14 protein-coding genes and 1 pseudogene are annotated in these 20,574 nt (G+C 36.7%); 4 read left to right on the top strand and 11 right to left on the bottom strand.

Going from position 1 to position 20,574, the window contains the following annotated elements; translation table 11 throughout:
• Both F6K18_RS37065 and F6K18_RS31630 read left to right on the top strand, forming a co-directional pair.
• Positions 1–158 (top strand): transposase family protein (locus tag F6K18_RS37065; RefSeq protein ID WP_353735236.1); only part of this gene is annotated, 158 nt, incomplete at its 5' end.
• 77 nt (positions 159–235) lie between these two features.
• Positions 236–475 carry a transposase family protein gene (locus tag F6K18_RS31630; protein ID WP_287526864.1) on the top strand — a complete coding sequence of 80 codons (240 nt, stop codon included), beginning with the start codon at positions 236–238 and terminating at the stop codon, positions 473–475.
• A gap of 340 nt (positions 476–815) precedes the next feature.
• On the opposite strand, the gene F6K18_RS31635 is transcribed toward F6K18_RS31630, so the two are convergent.
• From F6K18_RS31635 to F6K18_RS31645, 3 genes are all read right to left on the bottom strand, one after another.
• Complete coding sequence (locus tag F6K18_RS31635; protein ID WP_287526867.1) at positions 816–3,317, bottom strand: endonuclease MutS2; 2,502 nt, start codon at positions 3,315–3,317, stop codon at positions 816–818.
• A 981-nt stretch (positions 3,318–4,298) separates the two neighbouring features.
• Complete coding sequence (gene rodA / locus F6K18_RS31640) at positions 4,299–5,558, bottom strand: rod shape-determining protein RodA (RefSeq protein ID WP_287526869.1); 1,260 nt, start codon at positions 5,556–5,558, stop codon at positions 4,299–4,301.
• Between the two features lie 502 nt (positions 5,559–6,060).
• Positions 6,061–6,468: a VOC family protein gene (locus tag F6K18_RS31645; protein WP_287526870.1), complete on the bottom strand. Its 408-nt coding sequence runs from the start codon at positions 6,466–6,468 to the stop codon at positions 6,061–6,063.
• Between the two features lie 418 nt (positions 6,469–6,886).
• Here F6K18_RS31645 and F6K18_RS31650 point away from each other — a divergent pair, with 418 nt between their 5' ends.
• Together F6K18_RS31650 and F6K18_RS31655 are read left to right on the top strand one after the other, a co-directional pair.
• Positions 6,887–8,284, top strand: a complete 1,398-nt coding sequence (locus tag F6K18_RS31650) for a DUF2157 domain-containing protein (RefSeq protein ID WP_287526871.1) — start codon at positions 6,887–6,889, stop codon at positions 8,282–8,284.
• 179 nt (positions 8,285–8,463) lie between these two features.
• Positions 8,464–9,171, top strand: a complete 708-nt coding sequence (locus F6K18_RS31655; RefSeq protein ID WP_287526872.1) for a GDYXXLXY domain-containing protein — start codon at positions 8,464–8,466, stop codon at positions 9,169–9,171.
• A gap of 934 nt (positions 9,172–10,105) precedes the next feature.
• Here the strand turns inward: F6K18_RS31655 and F6K18_RS31660 are convergent.
• The 8 genes and pseudogenes from F6K18_RS31660 to F6K18_RS31695 all read right to left on the bottom strand — a co-directional run bounded on the left by F6K18_RS31660 (position 10,106) and on the right by F6K18_RS31695 (position 20,344).
• Positions 10,106–10,654: a Uma2 family endonuclease gene (locus tag F6K18_RS31660; RefSeq protein WP_287526873.1), complete on the bottom strand. Its 549-nt coding sequence runs from the start codon at positions 10,652–10,654 to the stop codon at positions 10,106–10,108.
• Positions 10,655–10,723: 69 nt separating this feature from the next.
• Positions 10,724–11,179 (bottom strand): annotated as a pseudogene (locus tag F6K18_RS31665) (Panacea domain-containing protein).
• A gap of 5 nt (positions 11,180–11,184) precedes the next feature.
• A complete protein-coding gene (locus F6K18_RS31670; RefSeq protein WP_287526875.1) occupies positions 11,185–11,715 on the bottom strand; it encodes a HEPN domain-containing protein in 531 nt (176 codons plus the stop codon).
• 76 nt (positions 11,716–11,791) lie between these two features.
• Positions 11,792–12,202, bottom strand: coding sequence for a PIN domain-containing protein (locus tag F6K18_RS31675; RefSeq protein ID WP_287526876.1), 411 nt, complete (start codon positions 12,200–12,202; stop codon positions 11,792–11,794).
• A gap of 200 nt (positions 12,203–12,402) precedes the next feature.
• Complete coding sequence (locus F6K18_RS31680; protein ID WP_287526878.1) at positions 12,403–13,746, bottom strand: HEPN domain-containing protein; 1,344 nt, start codon at positions 13,744–13,746, stop codon at positions 12,403–12,405.
• Positions 13,747–13,832: 86 nt separating this feature from the next.
• Positions 13,833–14,102, bottom strand: coding sequence for a hypothetical protein (locus F6K18_RS31685; RefSeq protein ID WP_287526879.1), 270 nt, complete (start codon positions 14,100–14,102; stop codon positions 13,833–13,835).
• A gap of 127 nt (positions 14,103–14,229) precedes the next feature.
• On the bottom strand, positions 14,230–14,448 hold the full coding sequence (locus F6K18_RS31690; protein ID WP_287526881.1) for a hypothetical protein: 219 nt from the start codon (positions 14,446–14,448) through the stop codon (positions 14,230–14,232).
• Positions 14,449–14,620: 172 nt separating this feature from the next.
• On the bottom strand, positions 14,621–20,344 hold the full coding sequence (locus F6K18_RS31695; protein ID WP_287526883.1) for an alpha-2-macroglobulin: 5,724 nt from the start codon (positions 20,342–20,344) through the stop codon (positions 14,621–14,623).
• Between the last annotated feature and the right edge of the window lie 230 nt (positions 20,345–20,574).

A 20,574-nucleotide genomic window follows, 5' to 3' on the forward strand; every position in this document is an offset into this window, starting at 1 on the left:
AGCGTCCAAAAGACCACCAAAAGCAGAAAAATCATTACTCAGGTAAAAAAAAGTGCCATACGAGTCAACATCTGATCATGACAGACTCAGATAAAAGAGTCCTCCTCCTATCGAAAGCAAGAGAGGGAAAAGTTGATGGGCATTCGGCAGTTAGATGAAGAAAAATTGGTGGATTTTGTACCTGATGAAGTGAAAATTCATGTAGATTTGGGTTTCCAGGGATGACAGAAGGAATTTGTCAACATCAATCCGACCCACGAAAAAACCTCGATCTCAGGAATTAACTGACCAACAAAAACATCTAAATCAAGAAAAAAGTAGCGATCGCGTCAAATGTGAACATACAATATCTGGGGTCAAGAGATATAATGCAGCGAGAGGATTATATCGAAATCACATCAAAGATGCGCGACGATCGCTTCATGTTCACTGCGGCTGGACTCTGGAATTTTTACCTGATGGCAGCATAGTTTAATCAGTGAAAAGCCAGGATTTTCCATTTCACTTTAAGGTTTTATTTCGCGACAAGTCTAATATTTAAGTGATTTATTATTCCTTGGTTAAAGCCTTTTTTCTTCCTTCACCTGCTTGAATTAATCTTTTTTGAGCATACTAACACCAAAATTAATCTTTGTTTTGTAAGGCTAATGCTTAAAAGACTAGCCATGAGTTAAAAAGAACCCAAATTGGTTCTATATGGCTCTAAACAATTTAAGAACTATTCCCTGTTCCTCCTATCTACTTTTCATGCTTGTTATCAACTTCTGAGGGTTTTTGGACTCAGATATACCAAAATTTTACACTAATGAGTCGCACTACACTAAATGAGCAATAGTTACCCCACTACCGCCGTCATTTCTAGACGCTAACTCATAACGCTCCACCAACGGATGATCCTGCAAAAACTCATGGATACCCTGTCTCAATTTACCAGTACCTTTACCATGAATAATCCACAACAAACCATATTCGATCGCCCGAGAAAGTGCCCTATCTACCTCAATTTGAGCATCTGCTACCCGACTGCCACGAATATCAATACTATTTTTAGCAGTACGAACAGCTAAACCACTAGAAGTAATCTCCGGTGGAGCTTCTTTAGACTTACTTTCTGACTTCTTGCTCTTCTGCGGTTCTACATTTTTACTCTTTTTAGAAAGCTCTGCTTTTTCACCATCAAGAGATTCCACTTCTGCCAAACTAACTGTCATTTTCATAATTCCAAATTTAACAGTTAATTCATCATTCTCATTAGGAGCGCTCAATACTTCTGCTGTTTGCCCAATTTTGGGAATCCGAATACGATCGCCCTCTTTAGGCATAAAATTCGGTTTCTTGACAGGGAGAGTACGAGAAGGTAAATATTTATCAGAAATTTTATTAATAGCTTCCGTAGCTTTCTGAGCATTTCTAGCAGTTAACGGACCTTGCTGTAAATTCCGAATTACTGTAGCAATTTCTGCCTTTGCCTCAGCAATTTTTTCCTGTATTGCCAACTCTTGCGACAACTGTAAATCTCTTTCTCGTTCTTTCAGGGCAGCAGCTTTTCGAGAAACTTCCCGATGTAAAGACTCAGTTTCTTGTAGTAATTCAGAAGCTTCTTTTGCCTTCGTTTCCTGTTGCTGTCTTTGAGCTTCCAAACCTGCAATTACCTGATTCACATCCTCAGAGTTTCCTCCCACATAATCTTGCGCTCTATAAATAATCTCCTGTTTCAAACCCAACTTGCCAGCAATAGTCATGGCATTAGACCGCCCTGGAATTCCCCAAAGTAGACGGTATGTTGGTTGTAGGGAATTGATGTCAAATTCTACAGAAGCATTTTCAAACCTTTCATCGTCATATTTGAGAGCTTTAAGTTCTCCAAAGTGAGTAGTTGCCACTGTTAATAGTGCATGGTCAGCCAAATATTGCAAAATAGAAGTTGCTAAAGCACTACCTTCAGTGGGGTCTGTACCAGCACCGATTTCATCTAATAAAACCAGGGTAGAAGATAAATCAGAATTTTCCTGATTTTCATCCTCATCTATTGCTTCTAAAATCCTAATAATACGTCGAACATGACCAGAAAAAGTAGATAAACTTTGTTCTAAAGACTGCTCATCACCAATATCAGCCAAGATTTGTTCAAACCACGGCAACTCCACAGGTTCATTAGCAGGTATAAATAATCCTATTTTTGCCATCAGTGCAGCTAATCCCAAGGTTTTCAGAGTAACAGTTTTACCACCAGTGTTCGGGCCCGTAATTGCCACCACTTTTACTGGAGATTTTACCGTAACATCAATAGGTACCACATCATTTCCTTCTTCATATTGCTGTTGCCAAACTAACAACGGATGTCGCAATTGACGGATATTCACAGGGCGATCAGAATCTGGTTCGGTAAATTGAGGAGGGTTTGCTCCTAACCATAAACTATAACGAGCGCGGGCTGTAGCCAGGTCAATTGTAGTAGCAATTATCAGTAACTGCTCCAAATCTTCCTTGACTTCTGCCACTTGTTCTGTGAGAGCTTGCCGAATCGCTTCCTCTTCTCTTTGAGCCTGACGCTGTAGTTGTCGCATTTGGTTATTGAGGTTGACAACTCCATTAGGTTCAATGTATAACGTAGACCCTGTTGTAGATGTATCGTGAACAATACCAGGTACAGCATCCTTTTGAGGAGCTTTAACCGGAATTACAAAGCGATCGCTCCTTTGAGTAATAATTGGTTGTTGAATAGCACTAGCTTTCCGTTGTAAAATGCCTCGAAGTATCTGATCAATGCGATCGCGCAAATGGTGCATTTTTTCTCTAATACCTGCTAGTTTGGGACTTGCTCGGTCTGTAACATCTCCCCGGTCGTCTATACAGCGGTGAATTTCCTGTTCTAGTTCTGGATAAGTGCGTAACTCAGCTACTAATTCTGGTAAAACTGACAATTCATATTCTGGCTCATAATTGTCAATTGTCCGACGTAACTTACGAGCGCCAGCTAAAGTTGTGGCAATAGCTAAAAGTTCACTTCCAGAAAGTATACCACCTAGTTCTGCTCTTTCCAGGGAATCTCCAAAGTCTTCAATACCATCAAAAGACAAACCCTGTGGAAGACGAGTTTCTAATATATATGCTTCCTTCGTTTCAGCTAATAGTTGTATAGTTTCCGCCTTTGTTGACGGAATTGGTAAATAATTAGTCGTGTTTTGGCGATCGCCGGTATTAAAAGTCCTAGAGTTGTGGAGCAATATCGCACCCAATTTCGTTGCTGTAAAAGTGGCCAAGTGTTGACACAAGCGAGGCCATTCCAGTAATTCTAAAGTCTCGGATTGAATCAAAGCTTAATATATATAAAGTATTATGTACTATGAATTATAGTATACTACAATTATTTCAAAATATTTCGGAAGTCAAAAGTCAAAAGTTAGAAGTTAGAAGTGATATTTTAAGTACTTAAAACCTCTACTTATTTGCGAAATTATTGAATTGAAATGGTATCAGCTCCCCTACTCCCCATCAAAAGTCAAAAGTCAAAAGTTAGAAGTGATATTTTAAGTACTTAAAACCTCTACCTATTTGTGAAATTATTGAATTGAAATGGTATCAGCTCTCCTACTCCCCATTTAAAGTCAAAAGTTAGAAGTTAGAAGTGATATTTTAAGTACTTAAAACCTCTACCTATTTGTGAAATTATTGAATTGAAATGGTATCAGCTCTCCTACTCCCCATCAAAAGTCAAAAGTCAGAAGTGATATTTTAACCCACATTCCGCACTTCAATTTGTAACATGAAAATCAGTATAAAATCCGTAGCTTGCTTAAGTATTTATACTATATAAATTATCTTCATTTACCTTGATCGGGAGTCAAATTCTCAGTTAAATATTAAGCATAAATAGGGTTTGCTGAAAAAGTCTTTTAGTAGGGTTAGGAGACAGGAGACAGGAGAGAGGAGTTAGGGGAATGAGCGAGGAGTTAGGAGTAAGAATTGTCCCAAGATTGCTCTGCCCAACTATGAGCCTAAAATACTAACTTTTTGAGCGTTTTAGACTGAAACAGGCGAACTTTTTTCGACTTTAAAAAGGCTAAAACTAATATCAGTCAATGCTTTGATATTTAATCAGCAAGCCCTAAATACTTAATGAATCGTTTACTCCTATTGACTACTATAATTTTTTTCTAACTTTTAACTTTTAACTTTAGATTGAGACAAAGCTTTCTTACTCTAAGGAAGTTTCAGACGAAAAAACTTATCATTTTTAAGTTAAACAACTATAACTTTTAACTTTTGACTTTTGACTTTTGACTTCTATAAGGTTGTCAAAAACCTTGCCTGGATTTAGCACTGTAATTAGCCACTGACTCCACTAACCCCAGGGCAATAAAATTACTCAACAAAGCCGATCGCCCATAACTAAGTAACGGTAGTGGGATACCAGTCACAGGAGCCAAACCAATATTCATCCCAATATTCACAAAAACCTGGAATACTAACATTGATAATACTCCAATGGCAATCAGAGAACCAAAATCATCCTTAGCAGTCTGAGCAATAATAACCAACCGCAGACAAATAAACCAAAAAGCTAAAAGTACCAGAATACAACCAACAAAACCCAACTCTTCGCCAATAGCTGAAAAAATGAAATCTGTATGCTGTTCTGGGATAAAGTCTAGTTGTGTTTGAGTACCTTGATATAGCCCCCTACCAAACATCTGTCCAGAACCAATAGCAATACGAGATTGAATTAAGTGATATCCCGTACCCAGGGGGTCTTGTTCTGGATTCAAAAATCCTGTTAGTCGGTCTTTTTGATAATCTTTGAGCAAATTCCATAATAATTGCCCAACATTTCCAGAGACAATATTAATCCCGGTAACTATAGGCGTCCATAACCATTTCCAAGGTAAAGTCCGCCATGCAATTAAGGCCATCAAAGCGATCCATGCAACCCAAGCAGGGAAATAGAGACTATAAAGAATGGCTGAAAAAATAGGAGAGACAAGTAATATTAACCAACCAGGATTAACATTTCCCCAATACAACATCCCCATGGTAATTGCACCAAATATTAAAGATGTACCGAGGTTAGGTTCTATAAATACTAAAAACCATGGTACGGCTGTAATCATCAAAACTTTAAAAAAGCCTAATAGTCTTACCCTGGTCTGAGACGAAAGTATTGCTGCTAAGGTAATAATTATTCCTACCTTGGCAAATTCTGAGGGTTGAACATGGAAACCACCAACATTAATCCATCTTTGTGCCCCCAGAGCTGAAGTACCAATGAGTTGCACAGCTGCCAAAGAAATATTGGTTAAAATATAAATTACCCATTTCCAGTTAATTAAAACTTCATAACGACAACGAGCAATAATTAAGGCCAAGATTAAGCCTACTCCTCCAGTGAGCCAGTGTTGCCACCAATCTGTTAATCCCTGGTTTCGTTCGACACTTTGGATCATTACTCCACCAAAAGTGGTCATTCCTATATAGATCAGTAGTAGAGACCAATCCATATTACGCCATTGTGAGAGGGGCGATTTTCTGCGATTTCTTAATATTAATTTCTGGGTCATATTTTAATGTGCGGATATTTTAGACTTTAGAATACTCCTGATAGTTAATACATATATTTAAGTAGGATCTCTGCATCAATTAAAATTTTTTTTGATGTAGCAGAAGGAAGAAGGAAGAAGGAAGAAGGAAGGAGACTTTAGTTATCTGGGAGGACTAAAGTTGGGAAAAGCTGGCATTGTCTGAGTCTTAAGCTTTTGATATGTCAAATAGAGTAATGGCGACTGCTATAAAATTTATATGTTTTTCGGTAAACTTTAGAGACAGGTTGAAAAGGCCCAGTCCAGTGATGCTCCTGACGGTGAGCAGGGAGTAGAAAGAGTCTAATATTAATTATTTTGATTTTTTCTTATCCCTGTACGGACGTTGCATGGAACTTCCCTACTCCCCCACTTAAGATACTATTCCCCAAGGCGGTGAAATCGGCCTCTAATTATCTTTTCTTTTGCGGGTTTAATACCCCAGCGTCAACGGGGATGCTTAAAATTTTTTAGGGTTTGTAATTCATAAGGAATTTTCCCTTCTGCCTTCTGCCTTCTGCCTTCTACCTTTTTCAATAACTATGGCTTCCGGTTCGTATAGGTATTCAAACCAGTTACCATCTAAATCTCTACCGTAAAAGGAAGCTGTGCCATCTCGATGTTCATGGACAGGGGAAACTTGGATATTTTGGACTTTGAGCTGTTCGTAGGCGGTTTCCATTTCTGAGCGATCGCTAAACACAAACCCAAAATGTGGCCCTGCTTGCTCATATCCAGGACTCAAAAGTGCTAGTCCATCATCACCAGCTTTTAGGTATGCCCAGTCAGCATCTTTCCAGGCTATTTCCATTCCCAAATTTTGATAGAACTCTACTGCTTTGTCAACGTCTTGCACGCAGATAGCTACATGGCCTAATCTTTTCAGCTTCATAGTCAACTACTATTAAAATTTTTCTATTTTGAATTATATTACGCGCTATTTGTTTGTTTTGCTTTTTCCTGTATCTAGGTGAGGCGATCGCATGACTCCTAATTAGGGTTTGCTGAAAAAGTCTTTTTCAGGAGTAGGGGAGTGGGGGAGCAGAGAGTAGTTAGGAGAAACGAGGAATTAATTAGGAGATAGTCGGATATATTTGTTCCTTGATTTTTCTGCTATCCCTCCTGCCTTTTATGCTAAGTTTTTGAGGGTTTTCAACGTGATACCAGGCACTTTTTTTCGCTCCTTTAAAGGCTGAATCTTTTATATGTCAGTGCTTTTAGATTTAATCAGCAAACCTTAATTATACCAATGGTCTCTGACTTGATATTAATTATCCAGACATGATATTATTCTTTAATTTAGCAATAAAATGATTACAGAAAAGTTTCGTCGCCAGCTCCGCAAAGAAGCAAAACTATGGCAAACAGAGGAATTAATTAGCGATCGCTTTTATCAACAACTATCAGAAAGATATCAGTTTGATGCTTTAGAGGAAACCGCCAGCGCTCGTTTTATTACTATTTTAATTTCTCTCGGTGGTATTCTTTTAGGATTAGGTATTATCACTTTTGTTTCTGCTAACTGGCAACAGTGGTCGCGAGAAGTAAAAACACTTCTGTTATTAACTTTATTTATCTTTGTTAATACCTACGGTTTTTATCTCTGGCGACAGCCAAATAATCTACCGAATACTACCAGTAAAAAACAAAGATTAGGTCACGGACTTTTAATATTTGGAGCCTTAATTTTAGGGGCAAATATAGCATTAATGGCTCAAATGTTTCATCTCGGTGGTTCTCCCTTCGGATTATACATTGTTTGGGGATTGGGAGTTTTGGTAATGGCTTATAGTTTACAACTAGAAAGTCTGGGAATTATGGCTATTCTGTTAATAGGATTAGGATATTTCATGGGTTTATCAACTGTATTTTCTTCTGTGGAATTTTCCTGGTTAGAGGCAATTATCAAATATATGGCTTTGGTGGCAGTATTGTTGCTAATTCCACTAGCTTATTGGTGCAGTTCCCAGATTATTTTTTTTCTCGCTACATCAATATTATTACTAGCTCTAGAAATTAGTTTGTGGCAATTTTTTTACTTATCAAATAATGATTTTTTGGGAGCGTTCGCTTTGACTTTACCTCCAGCTTTATTATGGGGGTATGACGATACTATTTTACCTAAAATAGATAGTCGATTTTTTCAACCATTAGCCAGAAGTTTAGCTATTTGGTATTTGAGTCTTGGATTTTTATATTTATCTTTTCGGGGAATTTGGAGTTATGTTTTAACTGAAGATTTGAGCGATGGAAATACATCATTACAGTTTAGTTGGTTGACTTTAATTGAAGTTATAATATTTATAGGCTTTTCTATTTGGGAATGGTTTAATTTAGCACGAACTAATAGAACAAATTCTCATCGTTGGCAATTAGATTCAGTCAGTAGTTTGATTTTAGGCTTCATTGTTGTAACTACAATATTATGTTTCTGGCATCTGAGTATCAATGAAATTCCAGAAATAGCAACTTTTATAATAAATATAGAAATGTTTCTTTTAGCAGCAGGTTTAATTAGAATTGGATTGATGCGAGGAATTAGAGGAGGTTTCTGGGGTGGTTTGGTATTATTAACTTTACAAATTCTCTGTCGCACTTTTGAGTATAATACCGGATTATTACTTAAATCTTTTGTATTTATTTTATGTGGTGTAGGAGTTATAGCTGCTGGTTTATGGTTTGAACGTCATTTATTATCTAAGAATTAAGTAGCTATCAGCTATTAGCTATCAGCCTAAAAATTTGTGTATAGATTGCTCTTATTATTAGTAACATTCTTTTTCCAAATTGGTATTATAACAATCAGCTGATGATAAATCTTAGGCTAGACAATGTTTTTCCCACTGTTCCCTGTTCCCTGTTCCCTATTCCCTAAGAGAAAATTAACATGAAATTTATCAATCCTTTTAATCAAAACAATTTATCAACTAAAGAATCTAATTATTCTCAAGAATTAAACCCACCTATTAATCAAACAAAATCTTCAAAAAATCAGATGCCAATTTGGCGATTGATTTTGCCATTAACTGTACAGTTAGCATTAATTTTGTCAATTCCTGCTCAAGCTATTTATACTACGATTACAGGTATAACTGTAGTTTTACAAACTGTACCTGTAGACCCATACGATTTTTTGCGGGGTTATTATCAAGTTTTAAATTATGATATATCCCACAAAGATAATTTGAGTCAACTTCCTGGTTGGAATAAATTTGAATTGGAAAGTTCAGGAAGATTTTCTACACAAAATCCAACTGATATTTATGTTATTTTAGCTGCACCAGAAACAACAGAAAACTTAGGTATTCCCCAAGCATGGAAACCTATAAATGTAAGTGTAAAAAAGCCTCAAAATTTGCCAGATAATCAAATAGCTATTCAAGGAAAATTTAATGGTTGGACAGTGAAGTATGGCTTAGAAACTTATTATATGCCTGAAGATAAACGTGAAGGTATTAATCAGAATATTCGAGCAGCACAAACTACTGCTAACTCAGAAGGTAAAATACCTTTTGTAGTAGAAGTCAAAGTTAATTCTCAAGGCCAAGCTGTACCTGTGAGTTTATGGGTACGCGATCGCAACTACAAGTTTTAATTGAATAAGGCAGAAAGCAGTTATGCAGAAGGCAGTTATGCTGAAGGAAGAGAGCAAAGTTTGAAGTGAAGAAGTTTTTATCACGAATTATCTGGACATGATATTGGTACTAAAGAAATTTGTGATTTTTTGCAAGTTCCTGCTACTCAGCTAGAGTATCCTCATAGTAACAAAAGAACTAATACTACTTTTTATGAAAGAATATCCTATGAATTTCGTAATAGAAAAATGTTACTAAATTATCTGATAAAAAAATTAGGAAAAATTTTAAAATAATTACAGTGTTTTTCAGCTTAGTATTGTACATATAGCATTTCTCAGTCTAGTGAAGTACACCTATCTTTATTTGTCTTCTATTCCCTGTTCCCTAAAACCAAGCAATTATGAATAATCACGAAATAGGCTATCTCTATGTAGCAACTTGAGATAAGTATATTCAAGAAGCAATTGTCTCTGCTAAAAGCCTAAAAAAACTCAATAAAAGCGTTCATATTACTTTAGTAACCGATCGAAATATTAATAATTCGTTGTTTGATGAAGTCGTTATTAATCCTGTTAAATAGACTACCAGGACCGCAACATCCATGCTGGTTGCCAATACAAAAAAGATGTATTAAGAAAAACCAAGGATGGGAATATAAACTCTCACTGATAACTGATAAAATCAAAGAATATTTAAAACTTTAAATACAATGGTTCGGGTGTTCAGTTGTTAATTTTTCTAAGTCTTTTGTTGTTAAATTAGGCATAGTTATTAAAATTATTTCCCAATATAAATATTATGTCATTTGTAGGGGCGAATGGCATTGGCGTTCCGCCAAGCTCCGCTAACACCCTCTTGATTTAGTGTCCGTGCGTAAGTCCTGCATTATGTTATTTGTTTAGTAGTGGGAGCATCTTGCTCCCGTCCGTGAAGGAGATGGCGATCGCTATATTAAAATTCCGGTGCCCACACCTCAGCAACAGCTAACTCCCACCCTGGTAACAATTCTGGCACTTGTAAAACATCACCATCCCCAAGCACAACTTTCTCCGTATTGAGACGATATACTTCCATTGTGCGAGTGCGGGGGTCTACTAATACTCCTACAGTCGTGCCATAAGTCAGAAACTGTTGAATTTTCTCTTGGAGTTTGGTTACAGAATCAGTTTTAGATTTGACTTCAAAAATTAGGTCAGGTACTATTTCGGCATAATTTTCTGTAGTTTGAGGTAGGCGATCGCTCCGAATAAAAGCAGCATCCGGTGCGCGAACATCTCCATCTGCATTTGGTAGACGAAAACCTGCACTAGAAGCTGTCACCCTACCTAGTTTCCGAGGTCGCACCCAGTTTAATAATAGGGTGATAATCATTGCTGCTACTTCATCTGACTCTAAACCTGACGGACTCATAATGATAATTTCTCCTCCTACTAATTCCATTTGATGGTCTGGGTGTTCGGTTGTTAATTTTTCTAAGTCTCTTGTTGTTAGATTTGGCATAGTTATTAATTATTTTCCAATATTAAACATTATGTCATTATTTTAGGATTTTGATAACTGATAACTGAATTAAGCCTCCACCATCTCAGAATAGAAAGCTTTCATATCTGACTGAGAAATAATATTATTCGATGGTTGAGCAGGTTCTAAATCTTTTCTGGCATTTAGCCAAGGATTTTCATTCTGTGTTAATTCTTGTAGGTATCTAGCACTTAATTCTCCATAAGTATTCCAGACTTCTTCAAGAACTTCTATTTCATCTTTTGCAAATTCTATTTCTAATTAGTCTGGTGGTGGAATATCCCGATAATTGTAAGGTTTATATTCATTCCAAATATCACGAATAATAGGTCCAGAAACCCAAGCTTCAATATCTTGAAAAAACAGGGTTTTATTTCTAAATACTAAACTCCAAGCTTGTGCGTAATATACATTTTTTTGTAGTTTTAGAGGAGAGATTGTATCACCAGCTTCTCTCTCAACACGACATAAAAAATACTGAGCTATATCAAGGGCATTTTTCATAGATTTTATTCTACTGAATCTTCAACTATTATATAAATTTTAAATGCTTTTTTAGCATCTATATCAAACTTTAAACAAACTTCAGTTTCACTGGTTATTTCTATACTTTCCTGGGAATTATCATTAATCTGAATACTCTCAATTGTAGCCAAGCGACAATATGAAGATGTTTCGCTGACTAAAAAAATATTTGCTCCTAAAGACAGCTTACTATCATTAATTATTGCTACTCCTGCCTGTGGTTTCTTAAACCATTCTGTAATTTCACCAATTTCTTTAGCTTTACCTGTGGAAGTTTGGAGTTGAATTATCTGATAAGTTACTAATTCTGCTAAAGCTTGACACAAAGATTTAATAAAGTCACCTAAATCTAGTAATTCTTGAGTACCTAGAATCTCATCAACAACTCCATGAGCTGCTTCATTTCTATAGGAAATTAATTGATTCAGTAGAATGATACTTGGTAACAATATCAATTGTAGACTTGCCGTTTTTGGTTTTTGCTGTGGCTTTTTCTGGCCACATCTTTTGTTCAATTGGTAATAGTGACATTTTTTTCCTTAGATTTTAACTCTAATTGTAATATTGTAATATTTTTTTTCACGCTTGGTTTTATTGATAAATTGAAATTACCCTAATCTGAGTAACTCGGTGCATGGGTTTATTTGGTTTTTCTGTTGTGATTAATTCATCAGCATTTACAGAAATAGCAGCAGCAACATGAAGAGCATCTATTGCATTTATACCAAAATCAGAAGCTAATTTTTGTGCAGATTCTACAATTTTTTCTAGTTCGTTTGCCCAGATAGTACAACCAGCAAAAAAAGTCTCATAAAAATTAACTTCAGCTAGTTGTTTATTATAAATTGCTTTGGGTAATACTTCTAATTTTACAAACGAGCTGGTGGCATATTCTCTTTGGGGGTCATCAAGAATTTCTTGTGCTTTTATTCCTATGGAGGTGTCACCTCTAGATGCTTGAATAAGTACGCCAAAATCTATATAGGTTTTGATAATACTCACTGTCTTTCACCCCGACTTTCGGCAATTTCTTCTTCTATTTCATCCCTAGTGAGTAATTTACGTTCGGAAGGTATCTGAAGACGAATTTCCTGTAATTTTTTACCCATATCAGTTTTAGGTTCTCTTGCTCTTTCTAACGCATTCTTATATCTCTTATTTCTGTTAAGTAAATGGTGAAAACGTTCTGAAGTACAACCTAATTATTTCAAAATACAAGCTTGCAAAATGAAAGAAAGTAATTCTATAAACCAAGATAATTCTTCTGGTTGAGGGACCTTTTTATTTAAATATTTATTGTAATGAGTGAAGTAATTTCTAGCATTCTTGACTTTAGTAGCAAATACTTCTTTATCCTTAATTAATTGGTTAGTTATTTCTGGGATTAATTCAAGCAGTTCTATTAATCTTTCTTTTAAAGTTGGTTCATTACTGTAGTTAAGTTTTTCTTTTAGCCACTCTTGATACTCATCAGGAACACTATCTAAGACTCTTTTTATACGTTCTTTATGCTCATTTTCTGGCAAAACATAATTTTTGATTTGACGGCGATGATAAGATTCTATAGCCTGAACAAGATTGATAAATTTACTCTCTAAATAAATATCTGGTTTGTACTTAATACTGAAGAATAAATTCAAAACACTATCTAGTTTTTCAACAAAATTAAACCATCTTTGCATAATTAATGAAAAGTCACTTTTAATCTCAGAGAGAGAAAATAGCATCTCAGAGAAAATTTTATTGTGAAAAAGTAATCTATCTGATTTTTTTCTCTCAGGATAATAGGTTTTATAAATAGCTTGTATGGGAATTTCGTCTAGACTGTAACGGCTATCTACTATGTCTGTATCACCGTGACGGGAATAAAATTCTAATTCAGTAATGCAGTTAGTTCTATCAGTTGCAAAAGTTATAAAATTATTTAGAGGATGTATGAATTTAAAGTGAAAATCTTTACATGAAAGTTCTTCATTATTTGGTTGAATCATTAATGAGACAAATTGTTTTAAGTCGATACTTTCACGCTTACCTGCTTCAGAACAATTATAAATGACAGAAAATTTTCCATGTGTTGTTTTTGCTTCAATATCTTCAGGGGCAGTATATGTAAATCTTAATTCTCTCTCTTCATTCCAATCTAAATCTCTCAAATCAGGTTCTCGCTTAATTAAAGGCAAGTCAGCCCAGTCAGATAGATAACTATACTGTACTCTAGCTTTATTAAACAATAGTTCATCTGGCGTAGTAAAATGTCTACCTATTAAAGCAAGTTCTGAGGTATATTCTTGACTTGCAAAGCCTGGGGCACTTCTTCTTGAATTAGAATTAATACTATTACAAAGAGTAATAATATTTTGATGTACAATTCCTAAAATAATGGGAATATTAGTAGGATTTTTTTCCACCATAGAAAAATTGAGAAATGAGCCTATCAGTTGAAATTTAATTTCTTCAGTATTTGTGAATTTGAGAATACCTGCTACTTTTAGTTCTGGTTCTAAGGGCAACCACCAAAATCCTTCTAAATTTTCTATGCTTTTCATATTCAAACCTCTAATTAATTAAGTATTAGTTAAGTTGATTTTTTAACACTATACCCTATTTTTTCAATTTCGGGCATAGCTTAAATTTATAGTTGAGAAATAAGTTGATTATAATCTGAATGAGAACCTATCCAAAACCAGATAATTGTATTACTATCTTTAATGCCAACTGCTCGCCAATTTAAACCTATTCTGACAGAATAAATAGGTTTAATTGGATGAATTTTTTTAAATTGTAAACTAGAATTATATGGGTCTTTTTGCCAGAGTTGGTAGATTTCCTTGGCAGTTTCTTGGATAGACTCAGGAAGCTGATTAAATGCTTTCCAAAATTTAGAGGTAGTTTGAGAGTTCATAATTTATAGGTTTTCAAATAGATACACCACAATTGTAATCACCGGCGAGCATGATGGAAGATTTGTATTTATTTGAAACGAGCCTTTGACTCCTAACTCCTGACTCCTACAACAGTTTTGTGGTCTACTAAACTGAAAAGTGCTGTAAAGGTTGAGTTTTACCTTGTTTGAACTCGGCAATCGCTTCGTCAGCAAGTTGAGCAAGTTGGTCTTGAGAATTAGCAAAATTTTCTGCCCATTTTTTCTCGTCTTCTATTTCTGCTAGGATGAGATAAGCTATAGCTTCTTGTTGGTTTTCTGGTAGTTGAGATAGTTTAGTTAGTGCTTGTTCTATAACGTTAGTCATAGTTTTTTTCTGGTGATTATTTTTTATTAGTTTAGCGGATAAACAAAAGTGAGACAAGATCAAATTTTTGAAGAAAGTATCGGATTTGATATTAGTACGGGAGCAAGATGCTCCCACTACCAAGAAACATTCTCCCCTCTCCTCGCAGAAGAGGGATTGGGGGAGAGGTCAACTACTTCACAACTAACGTCGATGTAGCCGATCGCCCAAATTCTTCGGGTGCATATTGTAACCGCGCTTCTGCTCCAGGCCATATAAATGTTCCGGGAGTCACGGACCTGACTAAATAATGCAAGGTATACACTCCTGGGTTTAAACGGTCAGCATAAGCTTCAACCCGATCGCGATAAATTTGTTGATATCCTATTTGCCAACTATCTGCTTTTGCTTTGACAGCAGAAGTGGCGGTTTGGAAACTGGTGTCAACTGCTTCTAAACCTGCTGGCAGTGGGTCACGAATAATCACATGGTCTACGGGGCGGTCTGTTATCACCTCGATGCCAATATCAAAGACTTGTCCTGCACTGACATCTAATGGTGACGCCACTTCAGATAGATCCATGCGTTGCAAAACGGACGTTTCATGCAAGGTCCCTACAGCATTTGCCAGACGAATTTCCCGTGCTACTCGCAAACCGTTATACTTTCCTGGTTGGTTTCCTGGGAGGCGATAACTGTATTCGACTAAATAGTGTAGTTTGCCTTCTCCAGATTTTTCCAATACTAAATCTGATTCTCCTTTTGGCAACCCATCCATTGCTACATTCAAAGAGAGATTCGGATTTTCATAACCTTGAAAACGGGCAGCATCTAATTGTTTGCCTGATAATTTGGCGGTGGCGACGAAATTCGGTGGAGCTGGTTGGGTGTTGCTATAAGTAACTAACGCTTTCAATGCTTCGGCGTTATCATAGGTTGTGCGCCAGGTGCCATCGCGTCGCAGGTTGAGCAGACTTTGTAATAGTCGGTCTAATATTTCTGGTTTGGCGTCGCGGGTAATAAATAGTCGCAATGCTTGAGCTTGACTTGCGGTAGTAGAATTCATCCATCCCCAGGTTTGCGGTATATTCAATGTGGCACTACGTCCTGTTTCATAAACGCTTTCCTGAATTTCCTTAAACATTTCTGCTGACTGTTTTCGCCATTTTGGGAAGGTGGATATGTAGCGCGCTAGTTTTATTTGGTCTACCTGAGATAGTTTTTCCCGTTGTTGATAAATATCTGACAGGAAGCTATTGCGGGTGTCGCCTAATTCTGACAATGCCATCAAGACATCTAAGCGCACTTGATTTTTACAGAGTTGTTCGCTGCAATATTCATCTTTGCCTGGGTCTGCCAAAATGTTGTTTAAGTAATTCCGCAGACTATTTACCATTTCCCCATTTACTAAATCTGGAAATGCTTTTTTGGCTTGGGCGATCGCTTCTGCTGCATAGGGTGTTAGATAAGGATTGGATTTTTCCCATCCTGGATAGTAACCAAAACCTCCGTCTGGCAGTTGCAACTTCTCTAATTTTTCTAATGCTTGTTTTGCCTGTTGTTCTGGGTTGAAGTCTACAAATGCTTGCTCGTATTTCTCACCTAATATTTGGAGGTTTGAGGCGATCGCTAATTGACTGGCGGTAGGCTCTAAAAATGGTAGTTGGTCTTTTTTCAATACTGCTTTTGCGGGGGCTGTAATTTCTGGTATTAATGTACTTGCTATGGAAATTTCTAGACCTCCCACATCTGGCATTACATTCTCTGTAATATTCAGTGGAATTTGTATTTGAGAGTCAGTTGTGCCAGACTCTACAACACTTTCACTTGCTGCCAAGGACTGCACTGGTAATGAAATTTCAAACCCATCAGTGTCACGGTTATTCAGGTCAGTGGTAAATTGCACTTTTGCCTCACCCGCTTGTTTTGCCTCCATCGGGAAACGGTAAGCGTTGGTGCCTGAGTCTGTCCTGGTTTGAAAAATTTGGGTAGTTTGGGAATTTTCGGCAAACAAAATATTCTGACTAACTTCCCCATCTATTTTGAGACTTCCTTTTTTGCCAGTATTATTGGTAACTGTTACGCCACCCTCAAATTTATCGCCGATACGAGCAAACTGAGGCAAAACTGGATTTAACATTAATGGTTGAGTCGTGACAAAAGTTGCCTCCCCATTGCCAAAATGCAAATTCCCATCTGTGGCAACAGTCATCACGCGCCAAGTTGTCAGATCGTCTGGCATTTTAAATGTCACCGTTGCCTTACCTTTATTATCTGTAATTACAGAACCGTTGTAATAAGCTAAAGATTGAAAGTCTGTACGAATGCGGGTGCTAGATGCAGCAGATGATATGCCGCCACCATAACCCCAACCTTTTCTCAGAGCGGATGACATGGCCTCCATTTGTACTTCGGGACGGTTATCGTTGAAAGTGGTTGATATTGGTTGTTCAGCGTAGACAGTCTCGACTAAGTCTGGGGGACGATGACCGCTTAGTTGCAAGACCGCTTCATTTACGACCATCACCGTAAACTGACCTTTAGTAGGTTGCCCTTGATTATTTTTAACTGCCAATTCCACAGTCTGCATAGTTCCCGGTTGTGCTTCCGGACGTTGGGGTGTGACTTCTACATTTAAGTATTTGTCTGCCAAATTAATTTTGAATGGAGTAAAACCAACTTTCATCAAATTTTCCACAGTTCCCGGTTCGACTTCTGCGAGTGGTTGACCTTGCCGCACTAATACTGCTTCTACCGCAGCGTTGGGTAACATATCTTCTGTCACTTGAAACTGAATTTCTGGCGCACCACCTGTAACTTTGACGATTTTTTCATACAGTGGTTTGTCACGGACGACGGCAAAATATAATTCGCCTTCTGGATAGGGTGACTGAATTAAAGCGGTTGCTGTTTCTCCTGGTTTGTAGGTGTCTTTGTCGAGTTTAATTTCCAGACGGTCTTCGTTGCGACCTCCCCAATAAACGCGGTTTGCTCCGGTTGCCCAAATTTGAATATCGGTGCCAGTAATGTCATTTTCAGCATTGGCAAAATTAGCTCGGATGCGATAACTACCTGATTCTGGGGGGGTGAGGTTGACGGTTTTGGGTTTATTGCCACTTCTGACTTTCTGGCTCGCAACAGTTTTATATTCGACTTGATATTTTGGGTTGCGACTACCTGCCACTACTTGGGTAACGCTGCTATATTCCATTTGTTGTAATTCCAGTTGAATATTTTCCCCAGAAAGTGGTTTTCCTTCAGGGTCGGTGACAATAACTTCTACCGGAAAATTTTTATTAGCATCAGCCACAAATTTACTTTTTAGACCTATTAATTTGTTACTTGGTAGGGCGGTAAAAGTTTGAGTATCTGCCACAGAAAGATTAGATATATCTGTCACTTCCACATCTACTCGATAAGTCATTGGGTAGGGCAAATCTTTTCCAACAGTAAATATTTGATTATCCTCACCTTGATTATCTAGCACCACATTTTTTTCCAATACATTATTAGGAATAGTCGGCGTTTCTTCCGGCCAAAACCATTGACGACCGAAAGAAAATTCTTGCCAATTTTCAGGAGAAAATTCTGTTTTTTGGCGAGTGACATAATATTTAGCCTTTGCTCCTTGCACTGGAGAACCAAACAAATAATTACTTTCAGCTTCCGCCACTATTTGTTCATTAATCAAAGCAATTTCTTGATTCAGTTTTAGGTCTACCTGAAAATTAGGCGGTTTAAATTCGGCAACGCGAAATTCTCCGTAAAATTCTATGCCATTTTCTCCCTTAGCCTCCACATTGTAATAACCCAATGACTGATTATTATCCAGAGGAACTTCTAGAGAGAAAGTACCAAATTCATTAGTAGTCTGAGTACCTAAATTTGTCTTATTTCCATCTGGATTATTTATAGTTACTTGATAATCCATATTTTTCGCTTGTTTCAAGTTACCATTTTCCAAATAATAAGCAGCTCCAGTCAACCAAACCTTTTCCCCTGGTTGATAAAGTTCTCTATCAGAAAAAATAGTACCCCGCGATTCAGCCTTGCCACTATCCCAACCAGAATAAATCCCATAACCATAAGTACCACTATATTCTTTAGTTCTGGCAAAAGCCCAATCTTCCTTTTCTTTGGCAATTACTAATAATTCTGGTGCTTGGGAAAAACGCTGACCATTCATACATTTTTGTAAGTCGGTCTTAGTCAAACTTAGCAAACCATTTTCATCGGTTTTTCCCTTGGCACAAGCAGTAGGTTTAGGCTGAGATTTAGCATTTAATTGAGATTGATAAATCTCCACATCCGCCACAACAGCCGCACCATCATCCAAATGATTTACCCGAATAATTCCCGACTCTGGAAACCACTGAGCAAATACTCCCAAATTAGTCAGTTGTACCAATCCATAAAATTTTGGTTCTTGCCATTTTTGCTGACCATTTTTTTGATAAGAACTCGTCCGTGCTTTTACTCCATAAGCCAACATTCCTGTCTGACCGCCGAGTTGTTCTCTGAGGGGAACTGCTACTTCTTTAATTTGATTTTTTTCACCAGAAACAGGATAGTTTTGCCACTTTTCATTTCCTGGTAATAAATTTTTTCTATCTCTTCTGGGATAAGCCGATTCTGCGTAAACCAAATCTGTTGGTTTAATAACTTGATAAGCCGCTTTATATTCCGACTCTGGCAAATTTACTGTAGAAATATTCAGTTGTAAATCCTGACTAGAAGGAAATATATTTAAACCAGCAGGTACCGAAAGATTTCCGACTAAATCCCCTGTTTGATAATTCAAAGTAACAGGCTTTTCTAATACTTGCCCGAATTTATCTTCGATATTAGCGCCGATAGTAATTGTATAGTTTATATCGGGTTCTAACGCCCAAGGATTGAGACTAACAATGTTATAGTCATCATAAGCTTGAATCAGATTTTTTGTCTCTTTTGGTTCCGGTTCAATAGTAATATTTTCTAATGCTGATTCAGGTACAACACCATGATTAAATTCCAACATGGGATTGCCTTTAACAAATCTGCCGCCACCCTGGGAAAATTTCAGTTCAGAAAATTCAAAAGGGGAATAAGTTTCTACTTCACTCACAAAAGGTGTTTGACTAGGTAAATTACCTTTTGCAGGTTGAATTCCTGAGTCAAATTCCAGGCGATATTTAGTACCCTTTTCTAGAGTAACTTGGGGAGTAATTAAATAATTCCACTGACGGAATGAAGAGTCAAATTCTTCTGTAAAAACTTCTTCTTCCTCCTCATTAGTTTCCAATGTTTCTAAACTAACCGTCAAAGGTAAAGTTTCTGTTTCTCCCTCTGGTAAAAATTTAAAATTTTCCTCAATTGAATTTACATCCAACTCCACATTTGAAGTAAATTTTAACGTCGGATTTATATCAATTGGTTGTGGTCTTCTATTTTGCTGGTTAGTAGTTGGTAAATTCGTTAATTTAACTGGTTCAGTATTGAAAGTCCAAGCTAAATCTTCATCTAATTGATTATTTTTCAGGTCGGATAAACCAGCCTTCAAAGTAACCTTTACTCGCGTAGATTTAGGTAAAGCTTCAGCAGGTTGAAAACCAACCATTTTCGGAGTCAAAAATCGGAATTGACCCGGTAATTCTGGGAAAATTTCAAACTTTTTAAGTTTCTCCTGTTGTTCTAGAGAATCTAAAGTTTCCAAAGGAATTAAAGGTTCTTTAAACCGAATCCGAATTTGACTTAAAAGTTCTGCCTCTCCCGTCGGACTAATTTGTTCTATCCACTCCGGTAGTGGAGGAGTAATTATTAGGTCTACCATCGGTAATTTTGCCTGTTTTGAACTTGTGTTAAATGTACCACAAGCTGCAATAGCAAAAGCTAGGAATAATCCTAGTAAAAAATGTTTCCAATATTTGAACGCCATATTTGTTTGATTTGAGGATAGTTTTTATCTACAATTTTCAGAGATTTATTTCCTGAATAAAATAGATAAGTTTATCTATTTATGGTACATAATTATATCTCTAAAAATTGAAATTGACAATTTAAACTTTGTAATATTTTTGTATATTTTATTAAGAAAAAGCCTTGATGAGTTAGTTAATGAATAAATCCTTAAAAGCCTTAACTTCAGCAATATTGGATTCAAAGAAT

The sequence above is a fragment of the Okeania sp. SIO2C2 genome, assembly GCF_010692625.1.
GTDB classification, from domain to species: Bacteria; Cyanobacteriota; Cyanobacteriia; order Cyanobacteriales; family Microcoleaceae; genus Okeania; species Okeania hirsuta.

What these genes read in the sequence shown, in the direction of transcription:
- rodA (WP_287526869.1), bottom strand. Translation starts at nt 5,558, where the DNA reads ATGACCCAGAAATTAATATTAAGAAATCGCAGAAAATCGCCCCTCTCA.
- F6K18_RS31645 (WP_287526870.1), bottom strand. Translation starts at nt 6,468, where the DNA reads ATGAAGCTGAAAAGATTAGGCCATGTAGCTATCTGCGTGCAAGACGTT.
- F6K18_RS31650 (WP_287526871.1), top strand. Translation starts at nt 6,887, where the DNA reads ATGATTACAGAAAAGTTTCGTCGCCAGCTCCGCAAAGAAGCAAAACTA.
- F6K18_RS31655 (WP_287526872.1), top strand. Translation starts at nt 8,464, where the DNA reads ATGAAATTTATCAATCCTTTTAATCAAAACAATTTATCAACTAAAGAA.
- F6K18_RS31660 (WP_287526873.1), bottom strand. Translation starts at nt 10,654, where the DNA reads ATGCCAAATCTAACAACAAGAGACTTAGAAAAATTAACAACCGAACAC.
- F6K18_RS31680 (WP_287526878.1), bottom strand. Translation starts at nt 13,746, where the DNA reads ATGAAAAGCATAGAAAATTTAGAAGGATTTTGGTGGTTGCCCTTAGAA.
- F6K18_RS31685 (WP_287526879.1), bottom strand. Translation starts at nt 14,102, where the DNA reads ATGAACTCTCAAACTACCTCTAAATTTTGGAAAGCATTTAATCAGCTT.
- F6K18_RS31690 (WP_287526881.1), bottom strand. Translation starts at nt 14,448, where the DNA reads ATGACTAACGTTATAGAACAAGCACTAACTAAACTATCTCAACTACCA.
- F6K18_RS31695 (WP_287526883.1), bottom strand. Translation starts at nt 20,344, where the DNA reads ATGGCGTTCAAATATTGGAAACATTTTTTACTAGGATTATTCCTAGCT.